Consider the following 18912-nt stretch of genomic DNA (forward strand, 5'->3'; position numbering starts at 1 on the left):
ACCGCGTTAGGCGACGCTCCGGTTCTCGATAACGATACCTGTTCCGGATCGGACCGAGTACCCGATCCGGTCGCCCACCTGTTCGCCCATGCCAGCGAAGCGCTTGATGAACAGCTGCCGGCGGATGTCGTTGCCGACCTCGATCATCTCGAGTTCGATGAAGACGTCGGCGATCGACCGGAACGGCCCGATCGCCTCCTCGCCGACGGTCGAGGGGTCGACGGTCAGGACGACGACTTTCCCCTGCGAGATGATGTCTCGAAGGAACGAGATGATCTCGAGGGCGGCCTGGCGCTCCTCGTTTTCCCTGACCAGCGCCTCGAACTTCGGATCGTTACGGAGGATGGCGTCGAAGGTGTCGATAATGATGACGTCGGCCGACCAGATCGTGTCTTCCTCCATCAGGTCCGTCAGGAGGTCCTGGCGCTGTTGTTCCTCGTCGGCGGAGAGAACGCCCCCGCTGTCGAGGTCGCCGTGCAGGAACAGCATGTTCTCGAACAGCAGGTGTTCCTCGACGTTGTAGTTCAGCGAATCCATCTGCTCGATGAACCCCTTGACCTCGAGTTCCGTCGAGAGGAACGTAACGGACTTGCCGGTTTCACAGAGGCCGTACGCGAACCGCTGGGAGATCGCGCTCTTGCCGGCCCCGTAGTCGCCCTCCATCAGGACGATACTCCCGGTCGGGATCCCCCCGCCGAGTTCCTTGTTCAGCCGATCCCGGTCGTCCAGTCCGATCGAGAAAATATTATTTAACTTACTCATAGTCGGTCTCGTCGGAGATGAGAATCGAGTTGATGAACTCGACCTGCCACGGCTCGAGATCCGCACTCTCGTCGGGAACGAGCACTGGCTTGCCGCGGTCGTCTGGGTCCGTGTATCCGTAGTAGTCGTCACGAATCTCGGTCCCGGACTCGGTCTGGACGACCTCGGGGTCGGCCCAGACCATTCCTCCGGGGTCGCGATCGCGGTTTCGCTCCCGTTCGGTCGCCTCGGTTTCGGCGATGCCCGACTCGTCGATGACGATCCGCTGGGCGGTGTTCGATTCGTCCTCGTCGCTCGCTTCCGTCCAGCGTTCGCCGACGTCGTTTCCGTTCTCGCTCGCGGGCTCGGCTACGGTTTCAGTTTCGGCTACGGTCCCGTTCTCACTCGTGGGCTCGGTCTCGATCTCGGTCTCGATCTCGGTCTCGTTCGCGGTCGACCCCTCGAGCCCGACGTCGTCTTCGTCGTCCGGTTCCGTCTCCGCGACCAGTTCCTCCGGGCTCACCTCGCCGACTTCGGGGCCGTCGTCGACTGCCGTGCCACCGGCGTTGCCGGCTGCGGCGACCGGGACGTCGACGGTGTCCTCGTCGACGGTCACGTCTTCCGCGGCGAACTCCTCCGTGATTTCGTCCGGCTCGTGGCTTTCGACGTCTTCGCCGTTGCTCTCGGCGTCGTCCGCCGGTTCGACTTCCGTGTACGTGAGTTCGGTCCGTTCGTCGTCGGCCTCTCCGGCTTCTTCCGCATCGTCTTCACCCTCGTCGTCTTCGTCTTCGTCCTCGACCTCGTCTTCGATCTCGAGTTCGGCCTCTCCCTCGAACGACTGCTCGAGGTCGTCGTCGTCGGCCGGGTCCGAGACGTCGGTCTCGTGGTCTGTGTCCTCGTCAGCCTCTGCGGCCGTCTCGCCGGGCTCCTCCACTTCGATCGTCCGACGCGTCGAGATGCCTTCGTCGGCGAGCCACTCGTCGAACGACCGGCGCTTCTTCGCCGGCGTTGCGATCTGGCTGATTCGCCACAGGCTCCGCTTGTGGTCGACGCCCAGCGAGGACCGCGGTTCGGGGTCCTCGAGGTCCGGGCCGCCCTCGAACCCGTTCAGCATCGTCTGGAGGTAGTCCTCGACCGACGCCGAGATCCAGCCGATCGTTCCGTAGAAGCGCAGGGTCTGTGCCGCGCCGTTCAGCCCGGCCTGCTCGACGAGGTACTCGAGCCAGTCCATCACGACGTACTCGGTGTTGTACTCCGAGGGGATCTCGGCAAGGTACGGGCGACCGCCGTCGTCCCACGGAATGGTTTCGTCGACAGCGTCGCCCTCACCCTCGCTCGCGCTCTCAGTTTCGGTTTCGGGCGCCGATTCCTCGAGCACGGCGTCCCCGTCCTGGCCGGGTTCGGCCTCCGACGTGTCGTCTTCTTCGGACGCCCCGATCCCGAGTTCCGCCTCGAGTTCGGAGTCGTCCGACTCCTCGGCGACGCCGATCCCCGCCTCCTCGAGTTCGTCGCCGGGGCTCGTCTCCTCGGCCCCTTCGTCGAACTCGTCGAACGCGAGGTCGTCATCGTCGTCGTTGGCGGCGTCCATCTCCATGTCCGCGGTTTCGTCCGTCGGGCCGTCGGTCTCGGCGCTATCAGCGGCCTCGTCGGCGTCGGGGTTCTCGTCCCAGTCGGCCTCGCCGGATTCGTACTCGGATTTCAGTTCGTCGAACGAGAGGTCCCCCTCGGAGCCGCCGACGTCGTCGTCACCGTCGTCCGTTCCGAGGTCACCGCCGAGGTCATCGCCACCGAGGTCGTCCTCGGCATCGTCGAACCCGTCGTCCATCCCGACGTCGTCGAAGTCGTCGCCGCCATCGTCGTCCTCGATGATGCTCTCGTCGAGGAACTCCTCGGCTTCGGCGTCCGCGATGTCCTCGTCCATGTCCTCGTCGCCTCCCCCTTCGTCACCACCGTCGAAGAGGCTCTGACCGCCGAACTCCCCAGTTCCGGCAGCCATGCCGCCACCGCCACCGCCGTCGAAACTCTCGCTCAGCGAGTCCCCCTCGACGAAGGGGTTCACCCCCTGGGTCACCATCTCGTAGACCTCGAGCAGTTTCCGGATGTCCTCTTCGATCTCCTCGAGGGAATCGCTGATCTTCTCGTTCTCGCTCTGGACGGTGTTGACGGTCGAGGACAGCGAGCCGACGTCGTTCTCCATCTCCTCGATGCGGGCCTCGAGCTCGCTCGAGACGCCGCCGTCGTCTTCGACCTCGTCGAGGGACATCTCGTCGCCCCCTCCGAGGCCTTCGTCCTCGAGGAAGTCGTCCCCGCCGTCGTCGTCGAGGAAGTCGTCGCCACCCATGTCCATCCCGCCGGCATCGGAGTCGTCGGTACCGGATGCGGTTCCACCGCCCGCGTCGGGCATCAGCCCCTGGTCACTCGTGCTTCCGGTACCGGAGAGATCGCCGCCTATCAGGTCGTCGTTCCCGGAGTCTCCGCTACTCCCGTCGTCGTCCTCTCCGAGGATGTTGCCGATTATGGATAGTAACATGGTGACGTATCGTTCGAGTGGCTCCTTCCTCTCACAGCCCCGGCCGGCGACCGCTGTCGCCGGAACCCGCTCTCGTTGCCCATCCGATCGGGGCTGTGACGAGTCGTCATCTGTGAATGCTTTGCAATTCGATGTATTAAGTAATTCTGGCCGCGTTCGATCCTCCAATCCGGTCCCGTTCAGCCGGCTGACAGTATATATTCTGCCCGTTTCGAGTTCCCAACAGGTCCGTTTGAGCGAAGGTTTCTTTTTCCGTGATCCCGAACTACGCGTATCGGTCCGCAATGACAGAACGTAACGAGGACGGGAACCCGAAAGACAACGCGGACGTGCCGCCGGTCTTGCCGAGCGAACAGTCCTCCTCGGAGGCCGGGGGCGTCCTCTCGCCCGAGGATCTGGACATCTCCGACAGCCCATACGTCAGTGAGATCTCCGAGGGCCGGTACGTCGTGTCGGCGGACAGGTCGCCGCCGAACGCACCCGACAAGAGCGACTCGCTTCCCACGAGGGAGTCGCCATCGGCGGGTTCCGGGCCGGACGAGGAGACCGACCTCGAGGCAGGGGGCGGGGGCGGGAGCGGGGGCGCTCGCGGTGGACGGCGTGGTCAGGGTCGAGGCCAGGGCCAGGGTCAAGGACATCCCTCCACCCACAACGCGCCAACCGAACCCAATGCCGGAGCGTCGTCGCCCCGACGTCAGCACCAACCCGTCCAGAGCCCCGAGACCGCCCGTTCCATCCTCGCGGACGAACTCGACCGGGTCGACGCCCGCTACGCCGTAGACATCGTCTCCCGGTTCGGCGACGAAACTGTCCGCCACCGGATGACCTCCGACGACGTGCTCGATACGTTCAACAGCCTCGTGTTCTGGTACGCCCGGAACGTCGCCCGCGACACCCGCACGGACCGGGCCGCCTCGCTTCTGTTCGCCAAATCCGACTTCGACGCTCCGCTGTCGGAACCACAACTGCGGGCCGCACTTCGGGAACACGACCTCGACGAATCGAGTTCGATCGGCGAACTGCTCGAGGCGCTCGAGTGATACGGGTTACTGTCCGTCAGTTCCGGCGCAACCGCCGCCCGGGTCGCGGTTACACCGGTCCGTCGGGACAGCAATCCGTATGAATCGACGGTCGGATCGGTCGTAATCCACTTCCACTCCACTGACCCTTGCTCTGCCGTCCGGTATCGACGCTCAGTGGCCCGTCCCGTTCAGGAAGATGACGCCGGCCATGAAAAGCGAGAGGACGATCGTGAAACCGAAAAGCAACAACGCGCTATGGGCCGACGCGATCGCCCGGTCCAGGCGAGGGTGCAAATCGGAATCAGCGTCGGTGAACTCGAGCAACATCGTGACCGGATGTTGCCGGCCAGGTATTAACGGTTTTACGGCCGCTCGCGTTCGATCGGTCGTCGTTATAGATCGACCGAGATCAGCATATCGACCAGTCGGTTCGTCACCGCGCCGGTAACGGCACCGAGCCATAGCAACGCGGTGAAGTGGATGTAGGAGTTGCCGAAGTGTCCGCCGTCGGAGACGCGGATCACCATCGAGGAGATGAACGCGTTGAAGATCAACACGAGGATGAGCAGGTACCGGAGCATGAGCACGTCGTACTGGTCGGTGTAGATCAGCGAGCCGCCGGCGATTTCCCCGCCCATATCGATGTCGAAACTCGAGAGGAGAACCGCGAGTTCCAGACCGATGAAGAAGGCGAACGCCGATGCGGCGGTGATCCCGTAGACGACACCGATGAGCGTCGTCGTCTGCTGTTTTCGCTCCTCTCGCAGGTTGATCATCTCGTTCATGTTCTGGCTGATGAGTTCGCCGAGCTTTTTCGGCCCACCCCCCATCTCGCGGCCGATCAGATACATCTCGCTGAACTTCTGAATCAGGAAGGAGCCGGCGTCGCCGGTGAAGTACCGCCAGGATTTCTCGGTGCTCACCCGCATGTTCAGCCGCCGGTAGAGGTCGTCGACGTTCTCGGTGAGCGCGCCGAAGTTCTTGTCCCGCAACGTTGCGAGGACTTCCGAGGTCGTGCTCTGTTTGGCGCTCTCGCTGGTCCCGAGCGCCCGGATGAAGTTCGGGAACTGCCTGTCACGATCGAACACCTGTCGTTCCTGGTGCCAGAAGACGAACCCCGGAATCAGCAACGGCGTCGTCGCGATGGGCATGTACAGCAAGAGCGGGATGGACCTGATCGGCACCTGTCTCGCACCCGGAACGAGTTTGAAGAAGATCAGCGTCATCACGACGATGAAAAGCAGGCTCAGGCCGAGGCCGACGACCGTCGAACCGAGCAGCAACTTCTTCGTCGTGGTACGGTACCCCTCCTCGAGGAACCAGATCGGGTCGTCCGGAACGATGGCCCGGATCACGAACAGGAACCCCATCTGGACGCAGATGAACAGCACGATGACGAGCGAGACGGTCAGTGTCGGATCGTTCCCGGTCAGCAGGGGTAGGACGATCGCGAACACCAGCCCGAACGTCATCGAGATAATCAGCGAGAGGTAGAGGTCCTTCAGCACGTCGAGGTTGGTCAGCGACTGCTTGTACACCGTCGCGTACTCGTCGACCAGTACGTCGTGTTCCTGGACGAGGAACTCGTCTAAGTCCTGACCGGCCCCGAGGGTGTAGGCCATGCGTTCGAAGAGGTCGGCGACCGACTCGCTGGGGACGGATTCGGCTCGCCGGCGACACGCGTCGTCTAAGCTCATGTGCCAGACGTCGACGAGGTCGACCACCCGCTGTACTTCGTTCGCGAGTTCGCCGTACTCCTCCTCCCGGGCGAGCTGGCGCAGCACTTCCATTCGGTCGATGTTCGTCGTCGAGAGGATCGTCATGTGAGTCACGAACAGATGAAACCGGTTCTCCATCTCGACGCGGCGCCTGTCGACGGCCAGGCGGGGGTAGCCGATCGCCGACGCGAGAATCAACACCCCGAAGACCGGAATGAGGACCCGAACGAGAAAGAACACGTCGAGTACGACCGCAGCCACGATCGTCCCGACGAAGAAGAGAAAAGACGGGAACAGGATCCCGAGGACGTACAGCCGCGTCGGGACCTCCATCTCGTCGTACGCACGGATGATGGATCTCCCGGCGTCGGCTGCTGATTCCGTGTTCCCAACGACACTCATAGTACGTATCTCCCGGACGACCAGTCCCTCGAGCGGAGCCCGAGCGTACCCGCCACGTAGTTATGCCCGCTATACAAAGTTTCTGGGCGCGTCACCGGCCTACTGCCCCGGGGGAGGGAGGTCGGTTTCGGGTTCGGTTTCGGAGTCAGAGTCGGGTTCGGAGTCGGACTCGGGTTCGGACTCCGGTTCGTCGGTCGCAGGCCCTCCAAATTCGTCACCGAGCGGCTGTGGCGCACGTTCCGGCGTCGCAATCCACGCGATGTACTGGAGGCTCCGCTTGTGGTCTTCGGTCCCCAGCACCGATCTCGGCTCGGGTTCTTCGTCCGGGTCGACCGTCGGTTCGTCCGTGAACCCGCGCAACATCGACTGCAGATAGGTTTCGACCGGTTCCGAGATCCAGCCGATCGACTCGTAGTAGGCGATGGTTCCTGCGGCCCCGTGTGCACCCGCTTCCTCGACGAGAAACTGGAGCCACTCGAGAGTCACGAGTTCGGCGTCGGTCCGGGACGGGTGCCGGGCCAGGTACGGGGGTTCGTCCAGGTCCCCGTTCTGTGGGAGGGCGTCGACGTTCTCGGCGGTTTCGGCCTCCCCGCGATCCGTTTCGGGCCCAGGTTCAGGTTCGGCTTCGGCTTCGGTTTCGTCCTCGGGTTCAGGTTCGACGGAGTCGGTGCCGGTCTCGAGTTCGTCGCCGTCGTCGAACCCGTCCTCCTCGAGCGGATCTGCGAAGTCGTCGTCTGCCTCCAGTTCGTCTTCGCCGTCGTCGAAGTCGTCTTCGAACCCGTCCATCCCGTCGTCGAAGTCGTCGTCGACCCCGTCGTCAAGCTCGTCGGCTCCGTCGACCCCTCCGAGCTCGTCATCGAACCCATCGTCGAACTCGTCTTCGTCTTCGTCCTCGAGGTCATCATCGAGGAACTCGTCGGCTTCGGCTTGCATCAGGTCGTCGTCGATCTCGCCCTCGGGGTCGCTGCCGAGCATGCCGCTCTGTCCGGTCGCCGACTCGAATGCGCTGCCGATCTCCTGGTCGCCGACGAACGGGTTGATACCCTGGGTGACGATCTCGTACATGTCGACGAGTTTGTCAACGTTCTGCTCGACCGTCTCGATCGAATCGCTGATCTTCTCGTTCTCCCCGCGGACGGTTTCCACCTTGCTCTCGAGGCCGTCGACTTCCTTCTCCACTTCGTCGAGGCGATAGGAGAGTTCTTGCTCGTCGTCGTCGCCGTCGTCGCCGTCGTCGAACAGCGAGTCGTCGTTCATCAGGCTGTCTTCCGCGCCGCCCATGAGGTCGTCCGCGGCGTCGGCGTCGCCGTCGGTGTCTTCGTCGCCGTCGCCGCCGAGTTCGCCGAACAGTTGTATCAGTAGTGTCATGATCAGTAGTAGAAGTCGATCGCGTCTTCGTTCCCGTTGACGATGATCGCCACCTCGGTATCCCCGCTTATCTCCCTGTCCGTGGTGTCGATCTCGATTTCGACGACCCCGTTCGGCCCCCAGTTTCCGGTGTCGCTGTCGACGCGCTCGACGCGCTGGACGTTCGTATACGACCCGTCCACGAGCGCGTCGACGGCCCCCGGGTAGGTGTCGACGCTCTCGTCGCCGATGTTCTTCACCAGCACGGTGATCGCGACCACGTTCCCGTCCGCGTCCTCCTCGACCATCGCGTTCGGCTTGGTCTCGTCGCTGATGATCTCGATTTCGGTGTCGATCTCCTCCGCGACCGCCGATCCGCGGGTCTCGATCGAACTCCCCACTTCCGTCACCTCCATGATGACCGTCCCCGCCACGGCCGAGGCGACCACGAGGCTCGCGACGAACATGATCAGGTGGGTGGCCGTGACGCTCGACATCTAGCTCCCACCTCCGCCGACCTCGAGTCGGTCGGCGATCCCGTTCTCGGTCGTGATCCGGACGCTGTCGCCGTCGCCGGTAACCTCGTACTCGGCCTCGAGGTCCGCGTTGTCGATGGTGATCTCGAGGACAGTTCCCGGCGTCCAGACGTCGCTGTCGGGACGCTCCTCGCCGTCGCGGATCACCGCCGTCCGGTCGTCGTTGCCTTCCACGTGGTAGTACGCGCCGTTGACGACGACGTCGGTCTCGGCGACCGACAGTGCGGTCGCACCGTCGTTGGTGACTCGGACGGTCGAGACGTCCGCGTCGCTATCGTACGTGAACGACTCGACGGTGATCGCGGTGTTTTGCTGGTCCCGGAACTGTTCGTTCTGTCCGGAGAACGCGTCACCGGTCGCGGCGGTGACCTCGAAGAGGGTCGGAACGACGGCGCTGACGGCGATGAGTACGCCGATCAGGATGACCGCGACAGCGCCGCTCGTACTGAACCCCATTGTGTGTTGGGAGGGAGGTAACTTGTAAAAGTGCTCTGGCCACCCGGATCGCGTCGTGCGAACGTGTCTCGCGGATCGTAAGTCGTGGATCGTGGGTCGTAGGTACCAGTGGTCGGGTGGTCGTTCGGGACGCTCGAGGGGGTTACTGAGGTGCGTCGCCACTCGAGGGGTCGGACACACCGCGAAAAAATAATCGCTCGAATCGGTTCAGGTCGGTGCGTCTCGCTTAGAGACGGACCGCTTCGCCGTCCTCACTGAAGAGGTCGGGCGCGGTCAGGTCGACCTGAGTCGTTGCGGACGACGGGGAGACGATGTCCAGCGTGGACTGGTCACCCTCGCCGAAGTTCTCGCTATCGCCGAACGGCTCGTCTGCAGGGTTGAAGACGAGCGTGAAGTCGTCGTTCTCTTCGTCGAGAACAGCGTCAGATGGTGCGACATATTCGTCGTTATCGTTTTCGGCGACGAACGTCCCGTCCAGGTTACTGACCTGGTCGTCGCTATCGAAATCGAATGAACCGGATCCATCCTCGTAGACCAGGTTCGCTTGGCCATTCGGACCGACCGCTTGAACGATCGTATCCTCTAAGGCAATATCGTCAGCACCGGGTGCTGCAGTGATACCGACACGGATCTCACTAAGGTTACCCGAGTCCGCATCCTCGACAATACCGACTGCGCTCGTCGCGTCGATTCGCTCGGAGACGAGGTCGGTACTCTCTTCGCCGGTCGCTTCAGCCTGCGACTGCAGGAGTCCTGCAGTGTTGATCAGGACGCCCGCGGCGATTGCGGCGACCAGTACCATCGCGATGAACACGATGAGCGTACCGATCCCAACCTGACCACGATCGTCGTTGGTGATAGTTTCGAACATTGTTATAGCCTCACCGATTCATCTTCGTTCGTAATTGTCGTCGGAACGCGAAGCTCAGTTTCGGTCGTCGCACCGGAGTCGGTCGTGAAGATGGCCGACAACCGTTCACCCTCTTCTAAGCGGGTGTAGTCGCCGATCTCGCTGACGACCCTGAACGTCACTTCGGCCCGGTCGGTACTGTCGGTCAGCACGCCGTCGCTGACGCCCTGAATGTTGACGACATTTTCGCCTTTATCGATAGCCACGGTGTCCGCGCCCTGTTCACCGATGAACTGGACCGTCGTCTGCTCGAGGTCGATCGCGTTCGAGCCGGGGGCGGTTGCGGTCACGAACTGGATCTCGCTCACGCGGTTTTCGATATTGCCTGCGACACCGCCCGTAGCATCAACGCCAACGGCGGCTCCGCTGTCTGTCGGTACCGTGAACGACGTCGTTATCGGGTTCCCACTCCCGTCGTGGAGGCCGATAATTTCGACGTTGTACTGGCCTGCTCCGTCTCCCGTTCCGTCGGTATTGGTTTCGGTGAGATCACCGAGATCGAACGCAACGATATTGACACCTTCGGTATCAATCTCGATCGGGTCGGTACCGGTTGCGGCCGCGGACAAGAAGCCATCGTCGCCGTTGATACTGAAGTCTTCCGTGTTCGCGTCTCCACTGTTAATACCGTTGATGTCTTCGACGGTTTCACTAGTGGTAAGCCCGTAACCAGTTCCGATGAATTCGCCCTGTTTACGGTTCTGGTCCGTCAGGCGAACCTTGAGGTTTTCTTCAGCGGTCTCTTCCGGAATTTCGCTCTGAGGGACCGAAACGAAGACTAGCGTTTCCTGGTCACTCAGGGTTTCATCCACGATATCGCTGTCAATAACAACTAAGTTATCGCCAACCGCATCACCGTCGGTGGCGCTGAACGTCTGGGCGTGGAAATTATCTCCGTCTACTGTGATGTCAAAGGTTTCACCTGCCGGGAGATTCGTTAACGTGTACTCCTTAGTTTCCCCGGCAGCTGGAAGTTCGACCGTTTTCGTGTCTTCGAAGTCAGCACCGGCAGCAGTTGCGACAGAGATTGTCACTTTTTCCTCTGCAACTACGTCCGAACTGCCCCCGACTTCGAGAGTGAAGCCGACTTCGCCAGTCGCATCGGACCCGTCGAAGTCAACGTCGAGCGACGTTGGTGAAACGCTCCCAGACTGGCTCACAATTTCTAGCCTATCACTCACCTGTGACGTTGATTCCTCACCGGTAGCCTCCGCCTGCGTCTGCAGGAGGCCAGCGGTGTTGATTAGCACACCTGCGGCGATCGCAGCGACCAGCACCATCGCGATGAACACGATGAGGGTGCCGATCCCCACTTGGCCGCGTTCTTCCTCGTCTGTTACTCGTTCGAACATGATTGGGTTGCCTGCTCCAGCAGTCTATAACCGCCCGAACCGGGGGTTCAGTCGCTGCTGGAACGTATGCCACGATTCCGACTACCCAGCCTTAAATCTACTCGCCAATCTGACACTATATAAGCCTAATTGCCAACAGGCTATCGACTTAAGCCTTCTTGCCGATCCGAAGATATCCCACTTAACTCTACTTGCCGAACCCTCCGCTCCTATATACTGTCCCCTCGAGCCACCGTTCGGAAGCGACCCTCGAGCGTCGACGGTCGAACGCTCGAGTCGGCTCCACTCCCTCGAGAACAGTCAGGTGTGTGCCACTTCTGGAGAACCCCGGAGCCGATCGCCCGCCCGCGGCCGGGACACTTATCCCGTCGCTTTCCCGAACCCAATAGCATGGAAATCATCGACGGCGACAAGGTAGAGTGTAGCCGCTGTGACGAGCTCCTCTCGCTCGACGATGCAAACGTCCTCGGCAAGACCAACAACCGGTCCTACGCGAAGCCGATCTGTGGCGACTGTCTCGAGAAGGTGGGGGTTCCGCAGGGGTACGAACTCGAGCGCGACGTCAGCTACCTCAAGCAGGATTCGAAGGCGACCGAGTGACCGACGGCGACGGACAGCATCGCAGCGTCCGACCGATTCGTTTCGAGGCACTGCTCTTCTCTCATCGTTCCAGCTACTCACCGGCGCTCCGGGCGGTCGAAAACACTGCTCGAGTCACACGGATTCTGGGTCGATCCGTTCGACGATACCGTCAAAATCGTCGTCGAAACTCATGACGGCGTCAATACCGTGGCGCCGACAAAGTGCAACCGTCGTCGCGTCCGTGAAACTCAACGCCTGGTCGTCGTAGCGTTCGAATAGGTCCACGGCATCGTCGAATATGACCGCTGATACTCGAACCAGTTCGTATACCTGCGGGTACGGATCGACACCACGAATCTTTTCACCGATCCGTTGTGCCGGTGTGAATGCCTGACCCCGTTTGAGCGTGAGCGTAACGACCTCGTCGTAAATATAGTCGCTCACGTACGGTTGGCCGAACTCCCCGTCATAAACTGCCTCGAGTGCATTGCTCGCTGCGCCGTGTCTCGATGCATCCAGATCGTGATCCGCATACAGAACGCCAGTATCGATACAGATCGTCATCCGTAGAGCACGTCGTCAATATCGCTCTCGTCCGTCTCGACACCGGAGTGGTACCGATCGCGGCGCATGGCCGCTTTTTCCTCTTCCGAGAGCGGTACTGCCGACTTCCGGAATGAATCGATCACCTCGTCGCGCGATTCGTACGCGTCGTCGATGAGTCGCGTTAACAACTCCTGCTGTGTCACGCTGCGCCCCGTCTGCAGTCGAATCTCCGCCTGGAGTTCCTCGAGACGGGACTTCGCGTCTTCGTGTACTTTGACCGCCGTCGTCATGTCTTTCAGTTACATCCGTAACTGGGTAAACGTTTCTACGAGTAGATGCGGACTGTCTCAGAACTGGAGATCAGTTATCCCTCGTTTCACACACTCAAAAGTGTTGATGCAACGAAACGACGCATGAGGGTCTGTCTCGACATGGAGCCGAACACTGACGCGTTTCACAGTCCTGGCAACGAGATCCGTCGGTTACTGTTGTATCCGTATGAAGGCAGATTGTGATGTTTGAACTGGTCGTTGCAATGATACGACACCTGTCATTCGTCGCAGGGGTACGAGCGACTTTGCAGCAGTCACCCGGTGCTCGTTCCTCGGTTCCGGCCCTGTCGGAACGTTCGTCCTTCGCAGGAAGGGCGGGATTTTCTTACCGATAGAGGAGAGACTAACTGTCTCTCGTCTTCGTTCACGAAGCTGTGGTTCAGATAGAACGACAGACAATCACTTGCTATTCATCGCTTCGCTCGCGATATTCCGTCCACGTGGCTTCAACGCCACTTCCCGACGCACCCGGACTTCTTCCAACACGTCCAGTTCGATCAACCGCTCGTAGATCTCCTCGACCTCGTCGACGTCCATGTCCAGGAACTCCGGCACCTCGAACGGCGACACACCGGAGTAGATCGCCATCAGCACTTCCTCTTCCTTCCCCGAGAGTTCGATCTGGGAGGCGTTCTTCTCGGCTCCCCGATCGAGTACCGACTTGAGGATCGCACAGTTCTGTGCGCCCCCCGAGAGGTACGTCTGGACGCTCGAGCCCTCCTCGGTGTGTTCGGCCTCGATCACGGGCCGTTCCTTCGAGCGGATCGTCCGCTCGTCGCTCTCGACGGTGCCGACGTCGTCGACCTCGATCTGGACCAGCGAGCCTGATTCGACCGCGAAGTTCGCGACGCCGTCGTTGATCTTCACGCGGGCCTTCTCCCAGGAACTGTCCTGGACGACGCCGCCTTTCACCGCGGGGTGTTTGATCAGAACGATCTCGCCGTCCAGGATCGCCTTCTGGATCTGGAGTTCGAACTCCTCGACGTCGCCCATCGAGACGAGGAAGACGTCGGCCCCGTAGTTGATGCTGATGTAGTCCGAGACCTTCGCGACGGTCTGGTTGACGTCGTACCGCCCGCGGATCGACTGGATCTCCGACAGCGGGATCGTGTGTTTCCCGTCGTTGCTCGCGATCACGATCCGCTTGTTCGAGAGGATGATCCGGCCGTTGGACCAGTCGGTATCCGACAGCTTCCGGCCATCTCGCATCACCTGGGTGAACTGCCCGGTGACGTCCGCGAGTTTCTGTTCGGACTTGCTCATGCGAAGTCACCACTCGGCATCCCCGCGCCGCCGAGTTTCGATAGTGCGGAGAACCCGCGTTTACGCAGTCGATCGCTCTCCGTCCGATCGACGAACCCCGCGAGCCTGTTGCGGGACGTCTCCGTCCCGATCTTCCCCAGGACGAACAGCGCCTTCACGCGGGCTTCCTCGTCCCGGGTGTCGTCTTCCACCAGATCGAGCAGCCGTTTCTCGAGGTTGCTCCCGTCCAGAAGGGAGAGGCTGGTCGCGGCGAACTTCGAGGTCATCTCGTCGTCGTCGGCCAGCGTCTCGATCAACGCCTCCTGGGCCCCGCGTTCGTAGTCGTCGTTGGCGACCCGGCCCAGCAGCCACGCCGCGTTGCGCCGCTGGGCGGTCTCCGTACTCTGATCGAGGATGTCGATCAGCGGCTGGACGACCTCCGTCTCGGTGACAGCCTCGAGTTCGCCGACGATCTTCTCGCGGATCTGGTGGCTGGCGTCGGCCGGTGCTTCCGAGAGCAGTTGCACGAGCGAGAACATCGCCGTCCGGCGGACGGTATCGGACTCGTCCCGCAGCGCCTCCGCGAGGACTTCCACGGCCTCGATGCTCCCCAGCCTGCCGAGCGCGTCGACGGCGATCCGGCGGAGCCGCTCGTCGTCGGCATCGGCGACGTCGACCAGTTCCCGCAGGGCGTTGTTCGTCCCGATGTCGGCCAGCGCGTAGGCGACCTCGATGCGGACGCCGTAGCGGTCCTCGTGTAATCGGTTCGTCAGCGCCGGCACGCACTCGGGCGCGCCGATCCGCCCCAGCGCACGCGCGACTCGTTTTCGAACCCGGGGGTCCGAATCCTCGAGTCGCTCCACGAGGGGTTTCATCACGTTGTCCTCGCCGATCCGGCCGAGACCCGTGGCGGCCGCCATCCGGAGTTCGGGTCGGTCGGCGGTCAGTCCCTGGGCCAGCACTTTCGCCTTCTTCCACTCGGCGACGCCGTCGATCTGCTGCCCGGACTCCTCGCCGATGAACGTCTCGAGGGCTTCCTGTCCGTACTGGTCCAGGGCGTCGATGGCCGCCGCGCGGACTTCCTCGTCGTCGTCGTCCTGGGAGGCGGCCACGAGGGCGTCGACGACGTCCTCGCGAGGGAAGCGTGTATCGTCGATCTCGCTTTCCAGACTCCCCAGGATCTCCGCGGCCCGCCGTCGTACGTTCGGATTCGAACTCTCCTCAAGAACCTCGACGAGTCGTTCGAATTCCGCGTTGCGCTCGAGTTCGAAGAGGGACATGTTCTAGATCACCGTTCCCGTCGCCGCATCCATCCCGGTCTTCACCGCAGTTCGGGACGGAAAACAACTCTCGGGGGAGTTGCGGATTCTCGTCCGTACCGGCTCGGTAGCGACCGCTGAATATTCACTCTTCCTGTCCGGTTTCGTTCCGGCCCGACACGTGGGGCCCGTCTGCCGTTCACCGGTCGCATATCGGCAGGTCTTCCCCGGTCCCGAGCGCACGCTGACGGCTTCGTCGGGGCCCGAGCGACGCCTACTCGTTCTCGTCGCCGTCGTCACGTTCCTCACCGTCCTCCGTATCCGTCGTCGGGGCGCTTTCGTTGCCGTCGCCGAGAACGGCCTCGGAGTCGTTGTCACCTCCGTTTTCGGAAGCGCCCCGTTCCTCGCCGTCCTCGTACACCATCGTCGTGACGATCTGGTTCCAGAGCTGGAGATCGCCGACCTCGTCGTTGAGGTGGCGCTCCGCCCACTGCGAGTTGACGCCCCACCCTTCGACCTGCCCGTCGAACCGATCCAGTACCTCCGTGTACAGGTGGTTGACGTCCGAGCCACGATCCACGAGCCCTTCGCTGAACACGCGGTAGATCAGTGCGACCTCTTCGTCGGATTCCGCCCGGTTCTCGGCGGTCGACTCGTAGAACAGGATCAGATCGTTGTCTTCGGTATCGTGGTACAGTTCGTCGACGACGATGCCGTTTTTCTCGAGGAGGAAGTAGAACTCTCCGGGGGTCGCTTCGGGATCGTCGCCGGGATCTTCCGGCGATACTTCGACTCGCGTGTCGTCCAGATTCAGCGCCGAGTCCAGACACCCCGCCGTCGCTCCGACCGAAACGGCTGCGGCAGTGGCGAGCGCACGCCGGCGTGTCAGTCGACCGTCCGGTTCGGTATCCGTCGGCGAGCGGTTTCCGGGTTCGCCGCCGTCGCTTTCTTCTATCGAGCACCCGCGACCCGTAGTCATCGTTACGGTATGGTCTCACCAATGGGTGAAAAGCGCGTCGGCCATCCCCGCAGGTATCAAATATAGAGAATTAAATCGCCCAGAGAGTATATTACGGGCCCCTGCAAACAGTTGCGAACACACGACCGGTGCCGTCTCGATGAACGGAAACCTCTGTACTGACTCGACTGTCTCTCTCCGAACGGCGGTCGCTCGGACCGTGTTCTCGAGCGTCGTCGCTCGCTCTCTTCTCGCCGGACTCGGAATAGCAACGGAGCGGACGAACTCCGCGGACGAGGATCGCTGTCGGAATCGGGGCCTGGCGTCTCACGGGGACCGTCGGCGAGGACAACTCCGTGGCGCGATAGCCGTCCTCTCCCTTTTCGTCGTCGTTACCGCTGTGCTCGCCGGAGGCAGCGTTGTTCTACCCGCCGTCGACGACCGGGCCGATACGGACCACGAAGAACCGACGGTGACGGGGTCGTCCCCGGTCGCCGGGTCACCCCTGACGTTCGAAACGACGGCGAACACTTCCGACGTCTACGGCGTCACGAGCGATCCGGTCAACGCTCCGTCGGGACCACCCGATGACAAACGGGTCGTCGTTCGGTTCGAAGAGGACCACGTCGTCAGCGGCTCCCTCGAGGAGGACCTCCCGCCGGAGCCGGCGATCGCCGTCAATCGAAGCGACGGGGGATACGAGGACCTCATCGTCGACGAACACGACGACTACGACCTCGAGGTCGTCCAGACGCCGGACGGCGACGTTGCGAAAGTAAACGGAACCCGACCGGTGTATCGGGTCGACGACGACCCGGATCTGGTCGTCCTCGACGACGAGCAGGAAGTCGTCGTCGACGAGTTACAAGTGGATCGTGATACCGGACTGGTTCGAACCGTCGATGGTGACGAGGTAGTCGCTGTCAACGGGACGCCGATCGAGTATCCGGAGTACAACTACGTCGACCTGGGGATCGAAATCACTGACGTCGAAAACGCCGACGAAGGGGAATCGATCTCCGTTGACGTCGCCATCAACAATTCGCGGTGGGCGGACGCGTCCGAAGAGGTGGTGTTCCGACTCCTCGACGACGGAAACCGGAAGTCGCTGGATGAGATCGACGGAAGCCCGACGACGATCGACGTCGAGGGCGACGGGGAGACGACCCACACGTTTTCGTACGATACGGAAAGCGGCGACTACGTCTTCGAGGAAGTGAAAGTCGAAGTGAAGGACACGGAGACCGTCGACGGCGACTCCGACACTGCGCCCGTCGAGATCGGTGCTGCAGGTGCGGCGGTGTTCATCACGAACAGCACTGCAGCCGTTGCGGGCGATGAATTGAGCGTAACCGCCGACATCGATCGATACGGCAACGTCCCCGAAGGGTCGCAGCGATATCCGATCAGCCTGTTCATCGACGGCGACGAAGTCGAAACGAAAGTCTACAGTCTGGCTCCCGGAGACTCGACGACTGCCACGTTCAGGTACGAAACGGATGCCGATGACGTCCCCGAAACCGACGTCGAGGTCTCGAGTCGTACCGATTCGGATTCGGTCGACATCCCGGTCGTCTCTCGAGAGGAACACAATCGAAGCATCGAAGCGGCGATCACGGGGACGAACGTCGACCAACTCAACCTAACCGGCGAACTCGAGGTCGACACCGCGTTCGACTACGATGGGGACATTCCCGGAGGCGAGACGGAATTCCAGGCGCATTTCGTGGTCAACGGGGACGTCGAAGACCGGCGAAACGTGACGCTTGCCGGTTCCGATCCGACGAACGAGACGTTCGTGTTCGCTCGCAACGAAACGCATCCGCCGATCGAGAACATCACGATCGAAACGCCGGGCGAAGAGGCGTCCGTCGAATTCGACCGTCGGACCGACGTGACGTTTACCGACGTCACCGATCCGGCGGCACGCAACGAGACCCTCGAGGCGACGGTCTCCGTCGAAGACATCGGTGAAACGCCCGGCCGGGACGTGCTCACGATCGAAACGACGAATCCCGTCGCCGTCGACAACGCGACGCGCGAGCGGACGATCGTTCTCGAGGGTGGCGAATCGACCACCGAAACCGTGACGTTCGAGCTTACCGAGGACGCTCCACCGACCCTCGAGTTACGAGCCAGCACCGGCGACGCGGTCGAGACCACGTCGGTCGAGGTCCGCGACGACGTGTCGCGGTTCGTGGTCGAGGAGGTGATCCTCGAGGGGGCGGACGATCCCGACTCCGGACTCGACGTGACGGGAACGATCCGCAACGCGGGCGGGGTGTCGGGTGCCCAGACGGTTCGACTCACGCTCGACGGCGAACCGATCCGGACGGAGGAGATCGTCCTCGAGCCGGACGAGGAGGTGACGCTGTCGGCAGGTGTGCCGACGTCCGACGAGGGGACCTATGCCTTCGGTGCGTCGACGGACGACGACGAGTACAGCGATACGTCGGTCGCGACCGCGACGGAGACGGAATCCGCGCCCGACGACGAAGGGTCGTCGCTGTCGCTGCCGGTCAGTCCCGCGACGCTCCTCGTGGTGCTCGCATCGATCGCAGGCGCGATCGCGGTCGGGGCGGGCGTCATCAAGTACCGCGACGACCCAGCGACCGTCCGCGCGCGAGCGCGCCAGTTACGAAATACGGTCCTCGGTGCGGTCCCGTTCGGCGACTCGGGGACGGTCATCGTCCAGAACGACCTGCCACGGACGTCGCTGGTCAGAGTACGAGTTCGATCCGAGAACGACGTCGTCTTCGTGGAGGATTTCGAACTCGCCGAGAACGAGCGGCGCACGTTCGACTGCCTCCCCGACGCCGAGCGGTTCGACGTCGGTGCCGGCGTCGACGACATCACCTCTCACGAGGAGACGTTCGGCGAGGGAACGGAGACGGTCGCGATCGTGCTCCGCCCGGAAGGGATCACCATCCGAGAACTATGACATCCTCCGCGCCGTAAACGGCGCGGTTTCCTCCATGG

The 18912-nt window shown here is 62.2% G+C and carries 17 protein-coding genes; 3 read left to right on the plus strand and 14 right to left on the minus strand.

What is annotated here, in order from left to right:
- Positions 1–6 precede the first annotated feature (6 nt).
- Together CHINAEXTREME_RS06190 and CHINAEXTREME_RS06195 are read right to left on the minus strand one after the other, a co-directional pair.
- Positions 7–762, minus strand: coding sequence for an ATPase domain-containing protein (locus CHINAEXTREME_RS06190; RefSeq protein ID WP_007139850.1), 756 nt, complete (start codon positions 760–762; stop codon positions 7–9).
- On the minus strand, positions 755–3271 hold the full coding sequence (locus CHINAEXTREME_RS06195) for a FlaD/FlaE family flagellar protein (RefSeq protein WP_007139849.1): 2517 nt from the start codon (positions 3269–3271) through the stop codon (positions 755–757). Before CHINAEXTREME_RS06195 ends, CHINAEXTREME_RS06190 begins: the two co-directional genes overlap by 8 nt.
- A 284-nt stretch (positions 3272–3555) precedes the next feature.
- Here CHINAEXTREME_RS06195 and CHINAEXTREME_RS06200 point away from each other — a divergent pair, with 284 nt between their 5' ends.
- A complete protein-coding gene (locus CHINAEXTREME_RS06200; RefSeq protein ID WP_007139848.1) occupies positions 3556–4311 on the plus strand; it encodes a DUF7500 family protein in 756 nt (251 codons plus the stop codon).
- 153 nt (positions 4312–4464) lie between these two features.
- Here the strand turns inward: CHINAEXTREME_RS06200 and CHINAEXTREME_RS21795 are convergent, their stop codons facing one another.
- The 7 genes from CHINAEXTREME_RS21795 to CHINAEXTREME_RS06230 all read right to left on the minus strand — a co-directional run bounded on the left by CHINAEXTREME_RS21795 (position 4465) and on the right by CHINAEXTREME_RS06230 (position 11014).
- Positions 4465–4620 carry a hypothetical protein gene (locus CHINAEXTREME_RS21795; RefSeq protein WP_169317732.1) on the minus strand — a complete coding sequence of 52 codons (156 nt, stop codon included), beginning with the start codon at positions 4618–4620 and terminating at the stop codon, positions 4465–4467.
- A 65-nt stretch (positions 4621–4685) separates the two neighbouring features.
- Positions 4686–6413, minus strand: coding sequence for an archaellar assembly protein FlaJ (flaJ, locus tag CHINAEXTREME_RS06205; RefSeq protein ID WP_007139847.1), 1728 nt, complete (start codon positions 6411–6413; stop codon positions 4686–4688).
- 99 nt (positions 6414–6512) lie between these two features.
- Positions 6513–7781, minus strand: coding sequence for a FlaD/FlaE family flagellar protein (locus tag CHINAEXTREME_RS06210; protein WP_007139846.1), 1269 nt, complete (start codon positions 7779–7781; stop codon positions 6513–6515).
- Between the two features lie 2 nt (positions 7782–7783).
- A complete protein-coding gene (locus tag CHINAEXTREME_RS06215) occupies positions 7784–8257 on the minus strand; it encodes a flagellin (RefSeq protein WP_007139845.1) in 474 nt (157 codons plus the stop codon).
- Positions 8258–8752: a flagellin gene (locus CHINAEXTREME_RS06220; RefSeq protein WP_007139844.1), complete on the minus strand. Its 495-nt coding sequence runs from the start codon at positions 8750–8752 to the stop codon at positions 8258–8260.
- A 226-nt stretch (positions 8753–8978) separates the two neighbouring features.
- The gene (locus CHINAEXTREME_RS06225) at positions 8979–9623 is read right to left on the minus strand and encodes an archaellin/type IV pilin N-terminal domain-containing protein (protein WP_007139843.1); all 645 of its coding nucleotides are present in this window, start codon (positions 9621–9623) and stop codon (positions 8979–8981) included.
- Positions 9624–9625: 2 nt separating this feature from the next.
- Positions 9626–11014, minus strand: a complete 1389-nt coding sequence (locus CHINAEXTREME_RS06230) for an archaellin/type IV pilin N-terminal domain-containing protein (RefSeq protein WP_007139842.1) — start codon at positions 11012–11014, stop codon at positions 9626–9628.
- Between the two features lie 390 nt (positions 11015–11404).
- On the opposite strand from CHINAEXTREME_RS06230, the gene CHINAEXTREME_RS06235 reads away from it, so the two are divergent.
- Positions 11405–11614: a hypothetical protein gene (locus CHINAEXTREME_RS06235; RefSeq protein ID WP_006673862.1), complete on the plus strand. Its 210-nt coding sequence runs from the start codon at positions 11405–11407 to the stop codon at positions 11612–11614.
- A gap of 114 nt (positions 11615–11728) precedes the next feature.
- On the opposite strand, the gene CHINAEXTREME_RS06240 is transcribed toward CHINAEXTREME_RS06235, so the two are convergent.
- From CHINAEXTREME_RS06240 to CHINAEXTREME_RS06260, 5 genes are all read right to left on the minus strand, one after another.
- Positions 11729–12160 (minus strand): type II toxin-antitoxin system VapC family toxin, encoded by a 432-nt coding sequence (locus tag CHINAEXTREME_RS06240; RefSeq protein WP_007139841.1) that lies wholly within the window; start codon positions 12158–12160, stop codon positions 11729–11731.
- Entirely contained in the window at positions 12157–12432 is a 276-nt protein-coding gene (locus CHINAEXTREME_RS06245; RefSeq protein ID WP_007139840.1) for a hypothetical protein, read from the minus strand. The genes CHINAEXTREME_RS06240 and CHINAEXTREME_RS06245 overlap by 4 nt, the downstream gene beginning before the upstream one ends.
- 441 nt (positions 12433–12873) lie before the next feature.
- Complete coding sequence (locus tag CHINAEXTREME_RS06250; protein WP_007139839.1) at positions 12874–13737, minus strand: CheF family chemotaxis protein; 864 nt, start codon at positions 13735–13737, stop codon at positions 12874–12876.
- On the minus strand, positions 13734–14996 hold the full coding sequence (locus tag CHINAEXTREME_RS06255; RefSeq protein WP_007139838.1) for a HEAT repeat domain-containing protein: 1263 nt from the start codon (positions 14994–14996) through the stop codon (positions 13734–13736). Before CHINAEXTREME_RS06255 ends, CHINAEXTREME_RS06250 begins: the two co-directional genes overlap by 4 nt.
- A gap of 253 nt (positions 14997–15249) precedes the next feature.
- Positions 15250–15954 carry a hypothetical protein gene (locus CHINAEXTREME_RS06260; RefSeq protein ID WP_007139837.1) on the minus strand — a complete coding sequence of 235 codons (705 nt, stop codon included), beginning with the start codon at positions 15952–15954 and terminating at the stop codon, positions 15250–15252.
- 25 nt (positions 15955–15979) lie between these two features.
- On the opposite strand from CHINAEXTREME_RS06260, the gene CHINAEXTREME_RS06265 reads away from it, so the two are divergent.
- Complete coding sequence (locus CHINAEXTREME_RS06265; protein ID WP_238593361.1) at positions 15980–18874, plus strand: COG1361 family protein; 2895 nt, start codon at positions 15980–15982, stop codon at positions 18872–18874.
- Positions 18875–18912 lie beyond the last annotated feature (38 nt).

Source organism: Halobiforma lacisalsi AJ5, assembly GCF_000226975.2.
GTDB classification, from domain to species: domain Archaea; phylum Halobacteriota; class Halobacteria; order Halobacteriales; family Natrialbaceae; genus Natronobacterium; species Natronobacterium lacisalsi.